General features: G+C 71.1%; 14 protein-coding genes. 6 read left to right on the top strand and 8 right to left on the bottom strand.

Annotated elements, in window-relative coordinates:
* Nucleotides 1–22 precede the first annotated feature (22 nt).
* From AC1ROY_RS14135 to AC1ROY_RS14105, 7 genes are all read right to left on the bottom strand, one after another.
* Entirely contained in the window at nucleotides 23–1,267 is a 1,245-nt protein-coding gene (locus AC1ROY_RS14135) for an ABC transporter substrate-binding protein (protein WP_493149482.1), read from the bottom strand.
* A 66-nt stretch (nucleotides 1,268–1,333) separates the two neighbouring features.
* A complete protein-coding gene (locus AC1ROY_RS14130) occupies nucleotides 1,334–2,578 on the bottom strand; it encodes an ABC transporter substrate-binding protein (protein ID WP_493149481.1) in 1,245 nt (414 codons plus the stop codon).
* A gap of 101 nt (nucleotides 2,579–2,679) precedes the next feature.
* Entirely contained in the window at nucleotides 2,680–3,912 is a 1,233-nt protein-coding gene (locus AC1ROY_RS14125; RefSeq protein ID WP_493149480.1) for an ABC transporter substrate-binding protein, read from the bottom strand.
* Nucleotides 3,913–3,943: 31 nt separating this feature from the next.
* On the bottom strand, nucleotides 3,944–4,648 hold the full coding sequence (locus AC1ROY_RS14120) for an ABC transporter ATP-binding protein (protein WP_493149479.1): 705 nt from the start codon (nucleotides 4,646–4,648) through the stop codon (nucleotides 3,944–3,946).
* The gene (locus AC1ROY_RS14115; protein ID WP_493149478.1) at nucleotides 4,641–5,426 is read right to left on the bottom strand and encodes an ABC transporter ATP-binding protein; all 786 of its coding nucleotides are present in this window, start codon (nucleotides 5,424–5,426) and stop codon (nucleotides 4,641–4,643) included. Before AC1ROY_RS14115 ends, AC1ROY_RS14120 begins: the two co-directional genes overlap by 8 nt.
* Nucleotides 5,427–5,619: 193 nt before the next feature.
* Nucleotides 5,620–6,198 carry an amino acid synthesis family protein gene (locus AC1ROY_RS14110; protein ID WP_493149477.1) on the bottom strand — a complete coding sequence of 193 codons (579 nt, stop codon included), beginning with the start codon at nucleotides 6,196–6,198 and terminating at the stop codon, nucleotides 5,620–5,622.
* Nucleotides 6,195–6,380 (bottom strand): hypothetical protein, encoded by a 186-nt coding sequence (locus tag AC1ROY_RS14105; protein ID WP_493149476.1) that lies wholly within the window; start codon nucleotides 6,378–6,380, stop codon nucleotides 6,195–6,197. Before AC1ROY_RS14105 ends, AC1ROY_RS14110 begins: the two co-directional genes overlap by 4 nt.
* A 128-nt stretch (nucleotides 6,381–6,508) precedes the next feature.
* Between AC1ROY_RS14105 and AC1ROY_RS14100 the strand changes: the two genes are divergently transcribed.
* The 5 genes from AC1ROY_RS14100 (at nucleotide 6,509) to AC1ROY_RS14080 (ending at nucleotide 13,254) form a co-directional block, all read left to right on the top strand.
* Nucleotides 6,509–7,264, top strand: coding sequence for an FAD binding domain-containing protein (locus tag AC1ROY_RS14100; protein WP_493149475.1), 756 nt, complete (start codon nucleotides 6,509–6,511; stop codon nucleotides 7,262–7,264).
* Complete coding sequence (locus tag AC1ROY_RS14095; RefSeq protein WP_493149474.1) at nucleotides 7,261–9,939, top strand: molybdopterin-dependent oxidoreductase; 2,679 nt, start codon at nucleotides 7,261–7,263, stop codon at nucleotides 9,937–9,939. Before AC1ROY_RS14100 ends, AC1ROY_RS14095 begins: the two co-directional genes overlap by 4 nt.
* 22 nt (nucleotides 9,940–9,961) lie before the next feature.
* A complete protein-coding gene (locus AC1ROY_RS14090) occupies nucleotides 9,962–11,449 on the top strand; it encodes a 6-hydroxynicotinate reductase (RefSeq protein WP_493149473.1) in 1,488 nt (495 codons plus the stop codon).
* Nucleotides 11,446–12,336, top strand: a complete 891-nt coding sequence (locus AC1ROY_RS14085) for a UPF0280 family protein (protein ID WP_493149472.1) — start codon at nucleotides 11,446–11,448, stop codon at nucleotides 12,334–12,336. The genes AC1ROY_RS14090 and AC1ROY_RS14085 overlap by 4 nt, the downstream gene beginning before the upstream one ends.
* Before the next feature lie 126 nt (nucleotides 12,337–12,462).
* On the top strand, nucleotides 12,463–13,254 hold the full coding sequence (locus AC1ROY_RS14080) for a hypothetical protein (protein WP_493149471.1): 792 nt from the start codon (nucleotides 12,463–12,465) through the stop codon (nucleotides 13,252–13,254).
* A 15-nt stretch (nucleotides 13,255–13,269) separates the two neighbouring features.
* Here AC1ROY_RS14080 and AC1ROY_RS14075 read toward each other — a convergent pair whose 3' ends face one another.
* Nucleotides 13,270–14,031, bottom strand: a complete 762-nt coding sequence (locus AC1ROY_RS14075) for an MOSC domain-containing protein (RefSeq protein ID WP_493149470.1) — start codon at nucleotides 14,029–14,031, stop codon at nucleotides 13,270–13,272.
* Between the two features lie 120 nt (nucleotides 14,032–14,151).
* On the opposite strand from AC1ROY_RS14075, the gene clpB reads away from it, so the two are divergent.
* On the top strand, nucleotides 14,152–16,740 hold the full coding sequence (clpB, locus tag AC1ROY_RS14070) for an ATP-dependent chaperone ClpB (RefSeq protein ID WP_493149469.1): 2,589 nt from the start codon (nucleotides 14,152–14,154) through the stop codon (nucleotides 16,738–16,740).
* Nucleotides 16,741–17,042 lie beyond the last annotated feature (302 nt).

The raw sequence follows: 17,042 nt of genomic DNA, 5'->3' as shown, positions 1-17,042 counted from the left end.
CTATCCTTTAGAGAGCGGGCCTTTAAAGAGCGGGGCCTCTGACGAGCGGGCAACCGCCCTCTTGCATCGGCCGGAAGGCATCCTCGGCCGCGGTGGTGGCGACGGTGTTGTAGTAGTCCCAGGGCCCGCGCGATTCCTCGGGCGACTTCACCTGGAAGAGATAGGCGGGGTGCAGCTTGCGGCCGTCCTCGCGCAGCCGGCCGGGACCGAAGGCGTCGTCGTCGGTCGGCATGTCCTTCATGCGGGCGATGACGGCGGCGCCGTCCAGCTCGGCGTTGGCGGGGCCGAGCGCGGCAGCCGCCTTCAGGTAGTGCGCGACGGCGCTGTAGCAGCCCGCATGCACCGCCCCCGGCATGGTCCGGTGCGGCATGCGTGGCTGCACGCGCGCGGCGAAGGCGCGGGTGCGATCGTTCAGGTCCCAGTAGAAGCTTTCCGTCAGCAGCAGCTCCTGCGCGGCGCGCAGGCCGAGCGCATGCACCTCGCTGAGGCTCATCAGCAGGCCGACGAGGCGCATGCTCCGGCTGACGCCGAACTCCCGGGCCTGGATGATGCAGTTGGCGGTATCGGTGCCCGCATTGGCGAGGCCCAGCACCTTGGCGCGCGAGGCCTGCGCCTGCAGCAGGAAGGAGGAGAAGTCGGTCGTCGCCGGAAAGGGGTAGCGCACCGAGCCGAGGACGCGGCCGCCCTCGGCCTCGACGAATTGCGTGACGTCGCGCTGCAGCACCGTGCCGAAGGCGTAGTCGGCCGTGACGAAGAACCAGCTCCCGCCGCCCGTCCGCGTCACGGCCGCGCCGGTGCCCTTGGCGAGCATGTAGGTGTCGTAGGCCCAGTGCGCCGTGTTGGGCGAGCAGGCGGCGCCGGTGAGCTCCGTGGAAGCGGCACCGGAGTTCAGGAAGACCTTGTTCTTCTGCCGCGCGATACCGCTGACGGCGAGCGCGACCGAGGTGGTCGGCACGTCCACGATCGCGTCCACGCCCTGGTCGTACCATTGCCGCGCGATGGCCGAGCCGGTGTCCGGCCGGTTCTGGTGGTCGGCCTGGATCACCTCGACGGAGAGGCCGAGCGGCCCCGCGAAATCCGCCACGGCCTGCTGCGTGCAGACCACGCTCCCCATACCGGTCGGGTCGCGGTAGGGGCCCGACATGTCGGTCAGCACGCCGATGCGGAGGGTGCCGCCCCCCGGGGAATTCTGGGCCCGCAGCCGCGCGGCCGGCATCGCAGCAAGCCCGCCGAAGGCGGCGAGCAGATGTCTGCGGGGCGGGCTCATGGATCGGGTCCTCGGAGGGGTTGAAGGGAGGCGGCGCGGCTCTTCCGGCCGCTTCCGCCGGCAGGATCAGGTGCGGACGAAGGAGCAGCCGCCCTCGGCGAGCGGGCGGTAGGCCTCCTCGGCCGAGGTGGTCTGCAGCACCTTGTAGTAGTCCCAGGGGCCCCGGCTCTCGGCCGGCGACTTCACCTCGAGCAGGTAGACGGGCTGGATGCGGCGGCCGTCCTGGCGGATGGAGCCCTGGCCCATGGCGTCGTCGTCGGTCGGCATGGCCTTCATGCGGTTCACCGTCTCGATGCCGCTCGCCTTGGCCTGCGCCACGCCCATGTCGGCGACGGCCTTGAGGTAGTGCATGACCGCGCTGTAGCAGCCGGCCTGGGCCATGCCGGGGCGGAGCTGCCCGGGCATGGACGGCACGACCCGGCGCGTGAAGGCGCGCGTCCGGTCGTTGAGGTCCCAGTAGAAGCTCTCGGTGCAGACCAGGCCCTGCGCGGTCTCGAGGCCGAGGCTGTGCACGTCGGAGATGAACATGAGCAGCGCGGCGAGCTTGGTGCCGCGGCGCGTCAGCCCGAACTCGGCCGCCTGCTTGATCGCGTTGATGGTGTCGCCGCCCGCGTTGGCGAGGCCCACGACCTTGGCGCGGCTGGCCTGCGCCTGCACGAGGAAGGAGCTGAAGTCGGTGCAGGGGAAGGGCGCGCGCACGCCGCCCACCACGCGCCCGCCCGCGGCGCGGACGAAGTTCGTGGTGTCGCGCTCCAGCGCATGGCCGAAGGCGTAGTCGGCCGTGATGAAGTACCAGCTGTCGCCGCCCGCGCGCACCATGGCGCCGCCGGTCGACTTGGCGAGCATGTAGGTGTCGTAGGTCCAGTGGATGGTGTTGGGCGTGCACTGCGAGCCCGTGAGGTCCGAGGTCGCGCCCGAGGAGTTGATGTAGACCTTGTTCTTCTCCTTCGCGACCTGGTTCACCGCGAGCGCCACGGAGGAGGTCGGCACATCGATCAGCAGGTCCACGCCGTCGCGGTCGAACCATTGCCGCGCGACGTTGGAGCCGACGTCGGGCCGGTTCTGGTGGTCGGCCACCACGACCTCGACGTTGATGTTCTTCGCGGCGGCGCCGAAATCGGCGATGGCCTGCCGCACGCAGGAGACCGAGCCCGGGCCGTTCACGTCCCGGTAGATGCCGGACTGGTCGTTCAGCACGCCGATCTTGACGGTGTTGGCGGCCTGCGCCCGCGCGCGGCGGGCCGGCAGCGCGCCGAGGGCGGCGGCGCCGGCGGTTGCGCCCAGGAGGGCGCGGCGTTCGATCCTGCTCATTGGTCCAGTCTCCCTGTGAGGATGGGGCGGGCGGTCTATGCCGCCTCGCCCCGGTTTGTAGTCGTCTGCAGAACGGCCCGCCGGGGGCGGACCGGTCAAGTCTAGCGAACCAGCGCGCAGCCTCCCTGGGCGATCGGGCGGAAGGCCTGGTCGGCCGGGGTGGTGCTGAGCAGCTTGTAGTAGTCCCAGGCGCCGCGGCTCTCGGAGGGCTGCTTCACCTCGAAGAGGTAGGAGGGATGGATCTTGCGGCCGTCGGCGCGGACGCTGCCGGGGCCGAAGGCGTCGTCGTCGGTCGGCATCGCCTTCATCTTCGCGACCGTCTCGGCGCCGCTGGCCTTGGCCGCGGCCACGCCCATGTCGCCCACCGCCTTGAGGTAGTGCAGCACGGCCGAGTAGCAGCCGGCCTGCACCATCGAGGGCTTAGCGCCGCCCGGCAGCGCCAGGCGGGTGGAGAAGCCGCGTGTCTTGTCGTTGAGGTCCCAGTAGAAGGTCTCGGTGAGGACCAGCCCCTGCGCCGTCTGCAGCCCGAGCGAATGCACGTCGGTGATGAAGACCAGCAGCCCCGCCAGCTTCACGCGGCCGCCGCGCGTCAGCCCGAACTCGGCCGCCTGCTTGATGGAGTTGATCGTGTCGCCGCCCGCATTGGCGAGGCCCACGACCTGCGCCCGGCTCGCCTGGGCCTGCAGCAGGAAGGAGGAGAAGTCGGTCGTGCCCGGGAAGGGCGTCCGCACCTGGCCCAGGACCCGGCCGCCGGCGCCGCGCACGAATTCCGCGGCGTCGCGCTCCAGCGCGTGGCCGAAGGCGTAGTCGGCGGTGATGAAGAACCAGCTCTGCCCGCCCGCGCGCACCATGGCGCCGCCGGTGGAGTTCGAGAGCATCCAGGTGTCGTAGGTCCAGTGGATGGTGTTGGGCGAGCAGGCGCTGCCCGTGAGGTCCGAGGCCGCGGCGCCGGAATTCAGGAAGACCTTGTTCTTCTCGCGCACGATGGTGTTGACCGCCAGCGCCACCGAGCTCGTCGGCACGTCGATGATCGCGTCGACGCCGTCGCGGTCGAACCACTGCCGCGCGACGGTGGAGCCGACGTCGGGCCGGTTCTGGTGGTCGGCGGAGACGATCTCGACGGTCACGCCGCGCTGGGCGATCCCGCTCTCCTGCACCGCCTGCTGCACGGCCTTCAGCGAGCCGGGGCCGGCGAGGTCGCGGTAGAGGCCGGACATGTCGGTGAGCACGCCGATCTTGATGGTGTTCGCCTGCGCGCGCGCCTTGCGCGACAGCCCGCCCGCGAGGGGGGCCGCGGCGGCGGCGGAGAGAAGGGTACGGCGTTGGATGGACATCAGCTCGTATGCTCCGTTGCGGCGTCGGTGTTCAGACGCTGAGGTATTCGTTCAGGCGGTCCAGCGAGGAGGTCAGCTCGGCGTTCGGCACCATGTCCATCACGCGGCCGTGCTCCATCACGTAGTGCCGATCCGCCACGGTCTGGGCGAAGCGGAAATTCTGCTCGACGAGCAGGACGGTGAAGCCGCGGGTCTTCAGCTCGCGGATGGTGCGGCCGATCTGCTGCACGATGACCGGGGCGAGGCCCTCGGAGGGCTCGTCCAGCAGCAGCAGCTTCGCGCCGGTGCGCAGGATGCGGCCGATCGCCAGCATCTGCTGCTCGCCGCCCGAGAGCTTGGTGCCCGGGCTGCGCGCGCGCTCCTTGAGGTTGGGGAAGAGCGTGTAGATCTCGGACACCTCGAGCCCGCCGGGCCGGAGCGTCGGCGGCAGCATCAGGTTTTCCGTCACGTCCAGCGAGGCGAAGATGCCGCGCTCCTCCGGGCAGTAGCCGATGCCGGTGCGGGCGATGAGGTCGGATCGCAGCCCGATCAGCTCCGTCCCCTCGAATTTGATCGAGCCCGCGCGGCGGCCGACGAGGCCCATGATGGCGCGCAGCGTGGAGGTCTTCCCCGCGCCGTTGCGGCCCAGCAGGGTCACGACCTCGCCCTCGGCGATCTCGATGTCCACGCCATGCAGGACGTGGCTCTCGCCGTACCAGGCCTCCAGACCCTTGATCTTCAGCATGGGGTCAGACATTCAGCGCGCTCTCCGGCACGCCGACGCTGGCGGGATCGGTGCCGAGATAGGCGGCCTGCACGTCCGGGTTGCGGCTGACGGCCGAGTAGTCGCCCTCGGCCAGCACCTCGCCGCGGGCCAGCACGGTGATGCGGTCGCAGAGGCCCTCGACCACCTTGAGGTTGTGCTCCACCAGCAGCACCGTCCGGCCGGCCGAGACGCGCTTGATGAGGGTGACGATGCGGTCCACGTCGTCATGGGTCATGCCGGCAGTGGGCTCGTCGAGCAGCATCATCACCGGCTCGAGCGCCAGGGTGGTGGCGATCTCCAGCGCGCGCTTGCGGCCGTAGGGGAGCTGGCCGGCCTGCAGCCCGGCATATTCGCTGAGGCCCACATCCTCCAGCAGCTCGCGGGCGCGGGCGTCGTACTGCTTCAGCGCCGAATCCGAGCGCCAGAAGTCGAAGCTCGCGCCCCGGGCGCGCTGCAGCGCCAGGCGGACGTTCTCGAGGACGGACAGATGCGGGAAGACGGCGGAGATCTGGAAGGAGCGGACCAGGCCCAGCCGGGCGACCTCGGCCGGCTTCATGTTGGTGATGTCGCGGCCGTCATAGGTGATCCTGCCGCGCGTCGGCTGCAGGAATTTCGTGAGCAGGTTGAAGCAGGTCGTCTTGCCGGCGCCGTTGGGGCCGATCAACCCGTGGATGCTGCCGCGACGGATGGAGAGGTTCACGTTCTGCACGGCGAGGAAGCCCAAGAACTCCTTGGTCAGCCCCTGCGTCTCCAGGATCGTATCGCTCACTTCGGTCCGGTCCCCCTTGGAAGTTCCCTCGACCGGTTCTGATCCGGCCTTGCCCACCTGTATGGCGAGGCGGGAAGAGGCTTGCAAGCTTTCGCTCACGGCCTGTCCGGATCGAATTGAACCGGACATCTCGGCGCATCGAGCGCGATCCGCCGAGGCGGATAGCCCAGCCGGTGAATCGCCCTCGCGGCGCCTAGCGCAGCCCGTCCTGGCCGGCGATCTCGCCCACCGTCAGGCCTCCCACGCGGGGCAGGGGACGGCCGCCGGTGGTCAGCGCCAGGCAGACCAGGATCTCGTTCCGCATGGGCGCGTCGGTCACCCGGGCCTCGATCGCGTCGTAATGGCTGCGGACGAAGGCGGCGTCCTTGTGGCCGAGCGGGATGTCGATGGTGCTGCCCGGCCCGCCGCGCTTCTTCGCCGAGGGGATGAGCGCCGGCCCCTTGCCCAGCGCGGCCCGGATGGGGGCACCGAACTTGGGATGCAGGATGGCGGCGGCGTGCTCCAGCTCGCCGGCCTCGCCGACGATGGCGGCCTTGCCGAAGCTGTGCAGCTCCGGTCCCGGGACGCCGAGCACCGCGATGGCACGCTCGGCCAGCAGCGCGCCGAGCTTCTCGCCGGTCTCGACCAGCTCGCTCAGGTCGTCGAAGTAGCGGCCGGCGAAGGGGTTCTCGATCACCGCCATCGCGACGGCGCGGCGGATGGACGGCGTCACCGGGCGGCCCATTTCGAGCAGCGTGTCCTCGACGGTGACGAGCAGCTTGCGGATGATCATGCGGTGACCTCAGGGATGCGGGCGGCGGAAGGGGTGTTGCGGCAGCGGCCCATGCGGACCTCGCCATCGATCCTGGCCAGGAGGGCTTCGCCGGCAGCCGTGCCGGCGCGGCCGATGGGAGCATCCGCAGCGATCTCGCCCGGGAAGACCAGTCCCGGGCCCTTCACCAGCACCCTTGTCATCGCGGGCTCCCTTCGGATCGATCTCAACAAAGAGGCGAGAGGCGGCGCCATTTGGCGCAGCCTAGTTTCCCATTGAGCGGCACGCCAAGGGGCATCAAAATGACACCTCCTTTGGGGAGTCCTCCGGCTTGGGCGCTTATGTTCGGCCGCGCGAGCTGCGCGCGGCGCTGGAAGTGCTGGCAGGGAGTGATTGCCAGGTGATCGCCGGCGGGACCGACATCTTTCCCGCGCGGGCGCATGCGGCGGCCTGGGGCGCGCCGCGCGAGGCCGACGTCCTGGACATCACGGCGATCGAGGGATTGCGCGGGATCTCGCGCGAGGGGGACGGCTGGCGGATCGGCGCGGCGACGAGCTGGGCGGCCCTGCGCGACGCCGATCTGCCCCCGGGCTTCGACGCGATGCGCGAGGCGGCGCGGCAGGTCGGCGGGCGGCAGGTGCAGGCGCGTGCAACCATAGGTGGAAATCTCTGCAACGCCTCGCCGGCGGCGGACGGGGTGCCGCCGCTGCTCATGCTGGACGCCGGGGTGGAGCTGGCGAGCCTCCGTGGAACACGGCGGCTGGGCCTGGGCGAGTTCATCCTCGGCAACCGGCGCACGGCCCGCGCGAGGGACGAGCTGCTGGTCGCGATCCATGTGCCCGAGGCGATGGCGCAATCGCCCTCAATCTTCCTCAAGCTGGGATCGCGGGCGCATCTGGTGATCTCCATCGTGATGGTCGCGGCGAATGCGGCGGGGCGCGTGGCGGTGGGCTCCTGCTCCGAGGTCGCGCGGCTGCTGGACGGGCGCGGGCTCTCGCCGATCGACGACGTGCGCGCGACGGCCGGCTACCGGCACCTCGCCGCAGCTGAGCTGGTGGCTCGCGCGCGGGAACGGCTCGCCGCATGACGTCGCTCTCCGTGAACGGTGTGGCGCGGCAGCTCGACCTGCCGGGCCAGGTCCGGCTGGCCGATGCGCTGCGGGATTCGCTCGGGCTGACGGGCACCAAGATCGGCTGCGACGCCGGGGATTGCGGCGCCTGCACGGTGCTGGTGGACGGCGCGCAGGCCTGCGCCTGCCTGGTCCCGCTCGGGCAGTGCGAGGGCGCCGCCGTCGAGACCGTCGAGGGGCTGGCCCAGACCGACGAGGGCCGCGCGCTGATGGCGCGCTTTCACGCGCATGGCGCGGCGCAATGCGGCATCTGCACCCCCGGCATGCTGATGGCCGGGACGGAGCAGCTGCGCCGGAACCCCTCGCCCTCCGAGGCGGAGGTGGAGGAGGCGCTGGGCGGCGTCCTCTGCCGCTGCACGGGCTACCGGCGGATCATCGACGCGATCCGCGGCGTCGATGCCGCGGCGGAAACCGGCGGCGTCGGCGCCCGGCTGCCGCGCGTGGACGGCGCGCCGAAGCTGGACGGGAGCGAGCGCTACGGCGCCGACCTCGCGCCGGCCGATGCGCTGTGGATGCGCGCGATCCGCAGCCCGCACGCGCATGCGCGGTTCGTGCTGGGCGATCTGGAGACCTTCCTCGCCGCGCATCCCGGGCTGCGCGCGGTGCTGACGGCGAAGGATGTTCCGGGCCGCAACGGCTACGGCATCTATCCGCATATCAAGGACCAGCCGGTCTTCGCGGAGGGGCGCGTGCTCTACCGCGGCGACCCGGTCTGCGCCGTGGTCGGCACGCGCGAGGCAGTGGAAGCGCTGCGGTTCGAGGCCTTGCCCATCGCCTGGGATATCCTGGCGCCGCTCACCGATCCGCTTGCGGCGCTGGAAGCCGAGGCGCTGCACACGCAATTCCCGGACAACGTGCTCACCACCGGCTTCGTGCGCCGCGGCGATGCCGGGGCCGCGCTGAAGGGCTGCGCGCATGTCGCCGAGGGCGAGTGGCGAACCGGCTTCGTCGAGCACGCCTATATCGAGCCGGAGGCCGGCTTCGCGCGCCGTGTCGGTGGCCGCATCGAGGTGTGGTCCAGCACCCAGGCCCCAGGCATGGACCGCGAGGAGGTGGCCGGCGTGCTCGGCCTCTCCATGGACGACGTGCGCATCATCCCCTCGGCCTGCGGCGGCGGCTTCGGCGGCAAGCTGGACGCCGGCATCCAGCCGATGCTCGCCGTCGCGGCCTGGGTGATGGACCATCCTGTCCGCGCCATCTGGTCACGGACCGAGAGCATGGCCGCCAGCACCAAGCGCCACCCCGCCCGCATCACGGCCCGTGCCGGCTGCGACGCGGAAGGCCGGCTCGTCGCGCTGGATTTCGAGGGGATCTACGACACCGGCGCCTATGCGAGCTGGGGCCCGACCGTCGCCGGCCGGGTGCCGGTGCACGCGACCGGCCCCTACCGCGTGCCGCATGTCCGCGCGCGGGCGCGGGCGGTGCACACGCACCAGCCGCCCGCGGGCGCCTTCCGCGGCTTCGGCGTGCCGCAGGCGGCGATCGCGCAGGAGATGCTGTGGGATCGGCTGTCCGATGCCAGCGGCGTGGATCGGCTGGAGTTCCGGGTCCGCAACGCGCTGGTCGCCGGCGACACCACGGCGACAGGCCAGCTCCTGGAACATTCCGCCGGCCAGCGCCTGTGCTTCGAGGCGTTGCGGCCGGCCTGGGCCGCGCTGCGCAGGCAGGCCGCGGAACGCAACGCGGCCAGTGGCGTGCTGCGCCATGGCGTGGGCGTGGCGGGCATGTGGTACGGCATCGGCAATACCGGCATGTCCAACCCGTCGGAGATGCGGATCGTGCTCGGCACGGACGGGCGGATCACCTTCTTCAACGGCGCGGTGGACATCGGCCAGGGCAGCAGCACGGTGCTCATGCAGATCGCCGCCGAGACGCTGGGCCTGCCGGTCGCCGCCCTCGGCCATGTGAACGGCGACACCGCGACGACGCTGGATGCCGGCAAGACCAGCGCCTCCCGCCAGACCTTCGTCAGCGGCCGCGCGGCGCAGGAGGCGGCGGCCGACCTGCGCGAGAAGATCCTGCGCGGCAGCAACGGCCAGCTCGGCTGGGATGGCGCGCTGACGCTGGACGGCGCGCCCTTCCGGCCCGCGGAGCCCATGGAGGGCCATGGCCGTTTCGACCCGCCCACCGTGCCGCTGGATGCGGACGGCCAGGGCGTCCCCTACGCCACCTATGGCTTCGCCGCGCAGCTCTGCGCGCTCGCCGTGGACGTGAAGCTCGGCACGGTGAAGCTGGAGCGCTTCGTCGCCGCGCATGACGTGGGCCGCGCCATCAACCCCACTCTGGTCGAGGGCCAGATCCATGGCGGCATCGCCCAGGGCATCGGGCTGGCGCTGATGGAGGAGTACATCCCCGGCCGCACCGAGAACCTCCACGACTACCTGATCCCGAGCTTCGGCGACGTGCCCCCCATCGACTGCATCCTCATCGAGGAGCGCGAGCCGCTCGGCCCGTATGGTGCCAAGGGCGTGGGCGAACCGGCCCTCGTCGCGACCGCGCCTGCCATTCTTTCCGCCATTCGCGACGCCACCGGGGCCGAGATCCACCGGATTCCCGCCTTGCCCCACCGTGTGCTCGAAGCGTTACACTCCCTGTCTCCCATGACCGCAGCGGCGAAACCCGCAAAGGTCTGAAGCGGAGGCGCAGAAGGGCCAAATGGTAGACCGCACCTCCATCTTCGGCGCCGCCGAGGCGGACGGCATCGTCCGCTGCGACGCCTGCCCGGTGCTCTGCCGCATCCGGCCCGGGCGCGCCGGCGCCTGCCACCGCTACGCCAACGACAACGGCACGCTGATCCGGACCGATCCGCTGGTCCTGCTGCGGCAGGCGGTGGAGGCGGGCGATCCGGTCATCCCCTTCCTCGATGCTTCCGAGGATTGGGACGGCGGCATCGCCCCGCCGGCGGAAAACGTCTTCGTCACGGCGATCGGCGCCGGCACCACCTATCCCGACTACAAGCCCGCGCCCTTCATCGTCAGCTCGCGGCACGCCGGCGTGGACACGGTGACGGTCGTGACCGAGGGCATCTTCAGCTATTGCGGGCTCAAGGCGAAGATCGACACCGACCGCCATCTCGGCCCGGAAGCCGCCCGCGTGATGCATGAGGGCGAGCAGATCGGCCATGTCACCACGGCGGAATACGGCTCGCAGATGCTCAGCATTGGCGGCGTCCGGCATCTGACGGGCGGCTCGAAGCGCGAGGGCAACGTGACCTGCGCGGCCATGCTGGCGCTCTGCCGCAAGGAGGCGATCGAGGTCGAGATCGAGGGCGGCTCGCGCCTGACCCTCCAGGCCGGCGCCGCGCCCATCGTGAACGGCGTGCCGGAAAGCCGGATGCGGGTCGGCTGCGGCTCGGCGACCATCGGCATCTTCGCCCAGCAATGGCAGGGCCATGTCGACGAGGTGATCGTGGTGGACGACCACATCACCGGCGTGCTGACCGAGCACCAGGCGGGAAAATGCCTGGACATGCGGCCCTCCGGCGTCCGCGTGCGGGGACGGCGCTCCACGCCAGGCCGGTATTTCCAGGTGGCGCATCCGGGGACGGGATGGGGCGGCACGGACATCTCGGACCCGCTGACCCTCATCGAGAGCATCGATCCCAAGCTGGCCTGGCCCGGCCTGCGGCTGCTGCTGACCAGCACGACCGGCGAGGACTCCCTTTATGTGGAGCTGGACGAGGCGCTGAAGCCGGTTCCGGCCCGGATGCCGAAGCCGGTCGCCGGCACCGTCGCCCGCATCGGCGAGAACTGCGAGCCGGCGCTGACCTCCATCCTCTTCATGGCCGGTGCCGGCGGCTCGCTGCGCGCGGGCGTCACGGAAAACCCCATCCTCCTGACCCGGAGCGTCCAGCGCGGCGACGTGCGCGTGACCATGGGGGGCGCGCCCTGCTATCTCTATCCGGGCGGAGGAATCACCATCATGGCGGATGTCCTGGCCATCCCGGACAAGGCCTTCGGCCACGTGCCGACCCCGGCCCTGGTCGCGCCCCTCGAATTCACCCTGCGCGCCGAGCTCTACGCCGCCCTCGGCGGCCATGTGGAGCAGGCGCTGAGCCTCCAGGCCCTGCTCGCCCAGTACGGCCAGGGGGCGACCAACGAGGCCTGGCCGCGGCAAAACCCCTGGCCGAGAGCGCCGGGATGAGCGGCGGTCCGCATTGGGAGCCGCCGCGCCGGGCCATGCTGCCGGACGGAAGGCTGCACCTGCAGGACGGGCCGATCGATCTCGTCATCGGGCTGGAAGGCGCCCGCGCCGCCATCCTGGAGGCGCGCGAGGCCGCCTGGCGGGCCCTGCATGGGGTCCTGGCCGCGCTCTCCGTGGAGCTCCCGCTGCTGCGCGCGCCGCTGCTCGGCCGGCTGCCGGACCTCCGCCACCCCGTCGCCCGCCGCATGGCCGAGGCCGCCTGGCCCCATCGGGCGCAGTTCGTGACGCCCATGGTGGCCGTGGCCGGCGCCGTCGCCGAGCACGTGCTGCTCGCCATCGCCACCGTCCCGGGCCTGTCGCTCGCGCATGTGAACAACGGCGGCGACATCGCGCTCCACCTCTCGCCAACCAGCACGCTGAGGGTCGGGCTGATGGAGGGGCCGGAGGCGGCGGCACCGAGCGGCCTCGCCGTGATCCGGGCCGCCGACCCGGTGCGCGGCATCGCGACCTCCGGCTGGCGGGGCCGGAGCTTTTCCCTCGGCATCGCCGACGCCGTGACCGTATTGGCGGAACGGGCCCCGGAGGCCGATGCGGCGGCCAGCATCATCGCCAATGCCGTGGATGCCGAGCACGAATCGGTGATCCGCCGCCCCGCGGAGAGCCTCGATCCCGACAGCGACCTCCGCGACCTGCCGGTCACCGTCGCGGTCGGCGAGCTGCCGCCGGCGCTGGTGGCGGAGGCGCTGGACCGGGGCGTGGCCTGCGCGGAAGCCCTCCTGGGACGGGGCCTGATCCTCGGCGCCTGCCTCCGCCTGCAGGGGAGGGTGCGGGTGGTCGGCGCGGCCGGGGTCCTGGCCGGACATGATGACGCCATCTTGTCCGGCTAGCCGGAACTTGTACGGCCCGAACGGGTTACGCCCGAGACCACGCCGGAAATAGATGCGTTGGACGGCTTTTGCGGTGGTGTCATCATCCGCGAAACGATCTAGCGTCGCACGGATGAGGAGACACAGATGAAGACGTTCGATCCGAGGCTTCGCCGCCGGCTGCTGGTCCTGAACCTGGCAGCTCTGGGTGGGGCCGCCGCCTCGGGCGACGCCTTCGCACAGGGATCCAAGTCGCGGCCCCAGCCGGCCCCGGCGCCGACTCCTCCGCCCAGCACCGGCCGCAGCGACTCCGACCCCAACGATCCGCCCGGCCAGGGCCGCGGCGGCAGCGGGGGTGGTGGCGGAACCAGCGATTCCGACCCGACCGACGAGCCCGGCCGGGGCCGCGGCGGTCGCCAGGGTCCGGGCACGGGCCAGAGCGACTCCGACCCCAATGACCCGCCCGGCCAGGGCCGCGGGGGCAGCGGTGGTGGTGGCGGCGGAACCAGCGATTCCGACCCGAACGACCCTCCCGGCCAGGGCCGCGGCGGCCGGGGTGGCGGCGGCGGTGTCACCGACAACGACCCGAACGACCCGCCCGGCCAGGGGCGCGGCCGGGGCGGCGGCGGTGGCGGCGGCGTCACCGACAACGATCCGAACGACCCGCCCGGGCGGGGTCGCGGCGGCTCGCGCCCGCAGACGCCCCAGGGCCCTACGGACAACGACCCGAACGACCCGCCGGGTCAGGGCCGCGGCGGCAGCGGCGGCAAGACCCGGCCGCGAAGCGGGATCAGCGACTCCGACCCCAACGATCCGCCCGGCCAGGGCCGCGGCGGCTCGCGTCCGCAGGCGCCCCAGGCTCCGCAGGGCCCGACGGACAACGACCCGACCGATCCGCCGGGGCGCGGCCGCGGGCCGAATCCGTCGCGGAAGATCTGAGGGTCCGACCCGGCGTCAGGCCGGGTCGAGCCGCTCCAGCGCGTCGCCCACCGAGACGCGCCCGCCCTCCAGCACCTCGGCCTGCACGCCGAGGTCGGCATGGCCGAAATTCTCGAAGAGGGTACGGGGCGGGCGCGCGTCGCGCTCGGCCGTGTCCGGGTTCACCTCGGTCGCCGGGCAGCGGACGATGCGCTTCCAGACCCTCAGCCGCGCCTGGCCGAGCTGGATCTCCCGGCCCATCAGGTCGAAATCGCCCCATTCGACCCCGCCCGACACATAGATATTGGCGCGGAAGCGCAGGGGGTGCAGCCGCATCCCGGCCGCCCGCTCCAGCGCGGCGAGGCTCGCCAGCGAGATGATCGAGACGGATTTCTGGGGGATGTCGGTGAAGTTGTAGCCGGGCGCGTCCACCAGCCGCAGGCGGCCGCGCGCCTCCTCGGCCATGAATTCCGTCATGTACGCCTCGACCTCGGCCCGGCCCTCCGCCGTCCGGATATCGGCGACCAGGGCATCGCCCTCGGGCTTGCGGATCACCAGATGGCCGGTCTTGGGGTCGTAGGCGGTGTGGAGCTTCACCAGCCTTGCATTGGCCGCGAGGCAGGCGAAATGCGTCTTGCGCATCCAGACCGGCGCCGCCGGATCGAAGGGGGCGTCCGCCTGGGCCAGGGCGAAGCGCCGGTCATGCGGCAGGCATTCGCCGGGGGAGAGCGTCACCTCCTCCATCGCTTCGGCCGAGAGGCCTTTCACCGGATAGCGATAGATGTGCTCGATGCGCATGACTTCTCCCTGGTCCTGTCTTGAATCACGGCATCCCCCGTTACCACAATGAGATCATGGATGCGCAGCCCGATTGGGGGCGCATCGCAAACCGTCGCCTCGAGGGGGACAAGAGACACAATGGACCTGGAAAAATTCACCGAACGCGCCCGCGGCTTCCTGCAGGCGGCGCAGACCATCGCCATCCGCGAGTACCACCAGCGGCTGACGCCCGAGCACCTGCTGAAGGCGCTGCTCGATGACGAGCAGGGCGCGGCCTCCGGCCTGATTGCTGCCGCCGGCGGCGACGTGAACGCCGTGCGCGGCGCCGTCGAGGCCGATATCCGGAAGATTCCCGCCGTGCAGGGCGGCAATGCCGGCCAGGCGCCGCAGCTCACGCCCGAGCTGGTCCGCGTGCTCGACGCCGCGCAGCAGGCCGCGACCAAGGCCGGCGACGCCTATGTGGCGCAGGACCGCATGCTGCTCGGCCTCGCCACGGCCGCGAGCCCGGCCCAGCAGGCGCTGAAGGCCGGCCGCATCACGGCGCCCGCGCTGGAGGAGGCCATCACCCGCCTCCGCAAGGGCCGCAAGGTCGACGCGCCCACCGCCGAGGAGAGCTTCGACGCGCTGAAGAAATACGCGCGCGACCTCACCGAGGCGGCGCGGGCCGGCAAGCTCGACCCCGTGATCGGCCGCGACGAGGAGATCCGGCGCGCCATCCAGGTGCTGGCACGGCGCACCAAGAACAACCCTGTCCTGATCGGCGAGCCCGGCGTGGGCAAAACCGCCATCGTCGAGGGCCTGGCGCTGCGCATCGCACGCGGCGACGTGCCCGAGGCGCTGAAGAACAAGCGCGTCATGGCGCTTGATCTCGGCGCGATGGTGGCCGGCGCCAAGTATCGCGGTGAATTCGAGGAGCGGCTGAAGGGCGTCCTCAAGGAAGTGGAAGACGCGGCGGGCCAGGTCATCATCTTCATCGACGAGCTGCACACACTGATCGGCGCGGGCAAGGCCGATGGCGCGATGGATGCGTCCAACCTGCTGAAGCCGGCCCTGGCGCGCGGCGAGCTGCATTGCATCGGCGCGACGACGCTCGACGAATACAGGAAGCACATCGAGAAGGATGCGGCCCTGGCGCGGCGCTTCCAGCCCGTCATGGTGGGCGAGCCGAGTGTGGCCGACACGGTCAGCATCCTCCGCGGCATCCGCGAGAAGTACGAGCTGCACCACGGCGTCCGGATCACGGACGGCGCGCTGGTGGCCGCCGCGACGCTGAGCAACCGCTACATCACCGACCGCTTCCTGCCGGACAAGGCGATCGACCTCGTGGACGAGGCCGCGAGCCGGCTGCGCATGGAGGTCGACAGCAAGCCGGAGGAGCTCGACGAGCTCGACCGGCGCGTGCTGCAGCTCAAGATCGAGCGCGAGGCGCTGAAGCGCGAGGAGGACCCGGCGTCCAAGGAGCGGCTGGTGAAGCTGGAGGCCGAACTCGCCGAGCTGGGCGAGAAGAGCGCCGCCATGACTGCCACCTGGGAGGCCGAGAAGGGGCAGGTGGTCGAGAGCCAGAAGCTCAAGGAGCAGCTGGATCAGGCCCGGACCGAGCAGGACCTCGCCGAGCGGCGGGGCGACCTGAACAAGGCCGCGGAGCTGCGCTACGGCACCATCCCGGCGCTGGAGAAGCAGATCGCCGAGGCCGGGCAGGGCGGGGCGAAGCTCGTCAACGAGGCGGTAACGGAGGAGGGCATCGCCGCCGTGGTGAGCCGTTGGACCGGCGTGCCCGTGGAGAAGATGCTTGAGGGCGAGCGGGCCAAGCTGCTCCGGATGGAGGAGGAGCTGCGGCGCCGCGTGGTCGGCCAGGAGGAGGCGCTGGAGGCGGTGTCCAAGGCTGTCAGGCGCGCCCGCGCCGGGCTGCAGGACCCGAACCGGCCGATCGGCTCGTTTCTGTTCCTCGGCCCCACGGGCGTCGGCAAGACTGAGCTGGTCAAGGCCGTTGCTTCGTTTCTATTTGACGACGACCGCGCCATGACTCGCATCGACATGAGCGAGTTCATGGAGAAGCACGCGGTGGCGCGGCTGATCGGCGCGCCTCCGGGCTATGTCGGCTACGAGGAGGGCGGCACGCTGACCGAGGCGGTCCGCCGGCGGCCCTACCAGGTCATCCTCTTCGACGAGGTCGAGAAGGCGCATGAGGACGTGTTCAACATCCTCCTCCAGGTGCTGGACGACGGGCGGCTGACGGACGGGCAGGGGCGGACGGTCGATTTCCGCAACTGCATCATCGTCCTGACCAGCAACCTCGGCTCCCAAGCCATCTCGGAGCTGCCGGACGACGCCGATGTCGAGATGGCGCGGCCGGCGGTCATGCGGGCTGTCAGGGAGCGGTTCCGGCCGGAATTCCTGAACCGTCTGGACGAGGTCGTGCTGTTCCGGCGGCTGGCGCGCGAGGACATGGGCCAGATCGTGGATATCCAGCTGCAGCGGCTCCGCGGGCTGCTGGAGGAGCGGAAGATCACGCTGGAGCTCGATGCCGATGCCCGGGACTGGCTGGCCGAGGCTGGCTACGATCCGGTCTATGGCGCGCGGCCGCTGAAGCGCGTGATCCAGCGGAATCTCCAGGATCGCCTGGCGGGAATGCTGCTGGAGGGCGCCGTGAAGAACGGCGACGTGCTCGAGGTGGGCGTGGGCGATGACGGACTCGATGTGGAGGTCAAGGAGTCTGTCGGCGCATAGGTCCTCATGACCGTCATGCAAATGACGCATGAAGATGGGGTTTACAGGGGGCCGCCACCCCCATAAAAGCCGCTCCACCGACGCGGTGCCCTACGGCGCTCCGGACGGTGAAACGGACCGGTTGACGCGGCCGAGGCAACTCGGCTAGGAAGCCCGCCCGCCACGAGGGAAACCGAAGTGGTACCGATGGCCGGACGAAAGTCCGGCCATGCTGTTTGATAGTCAAATCTGTTGATGCAGATGATATGTGCGCGTTTGAGATTGGTGCCATGTCTTGGGTAACTGGGCGTTGGTTTGATCTG

It is taken from the genome of Roseococcus sp. GW821-FHT12F05 (assembly GCF_058806835.1).
The sequence above is the reverse complement of the archived record's forward strand: the minus strand, read 5'-3'. Positions and strand labels throughout refer to the sequence as shown.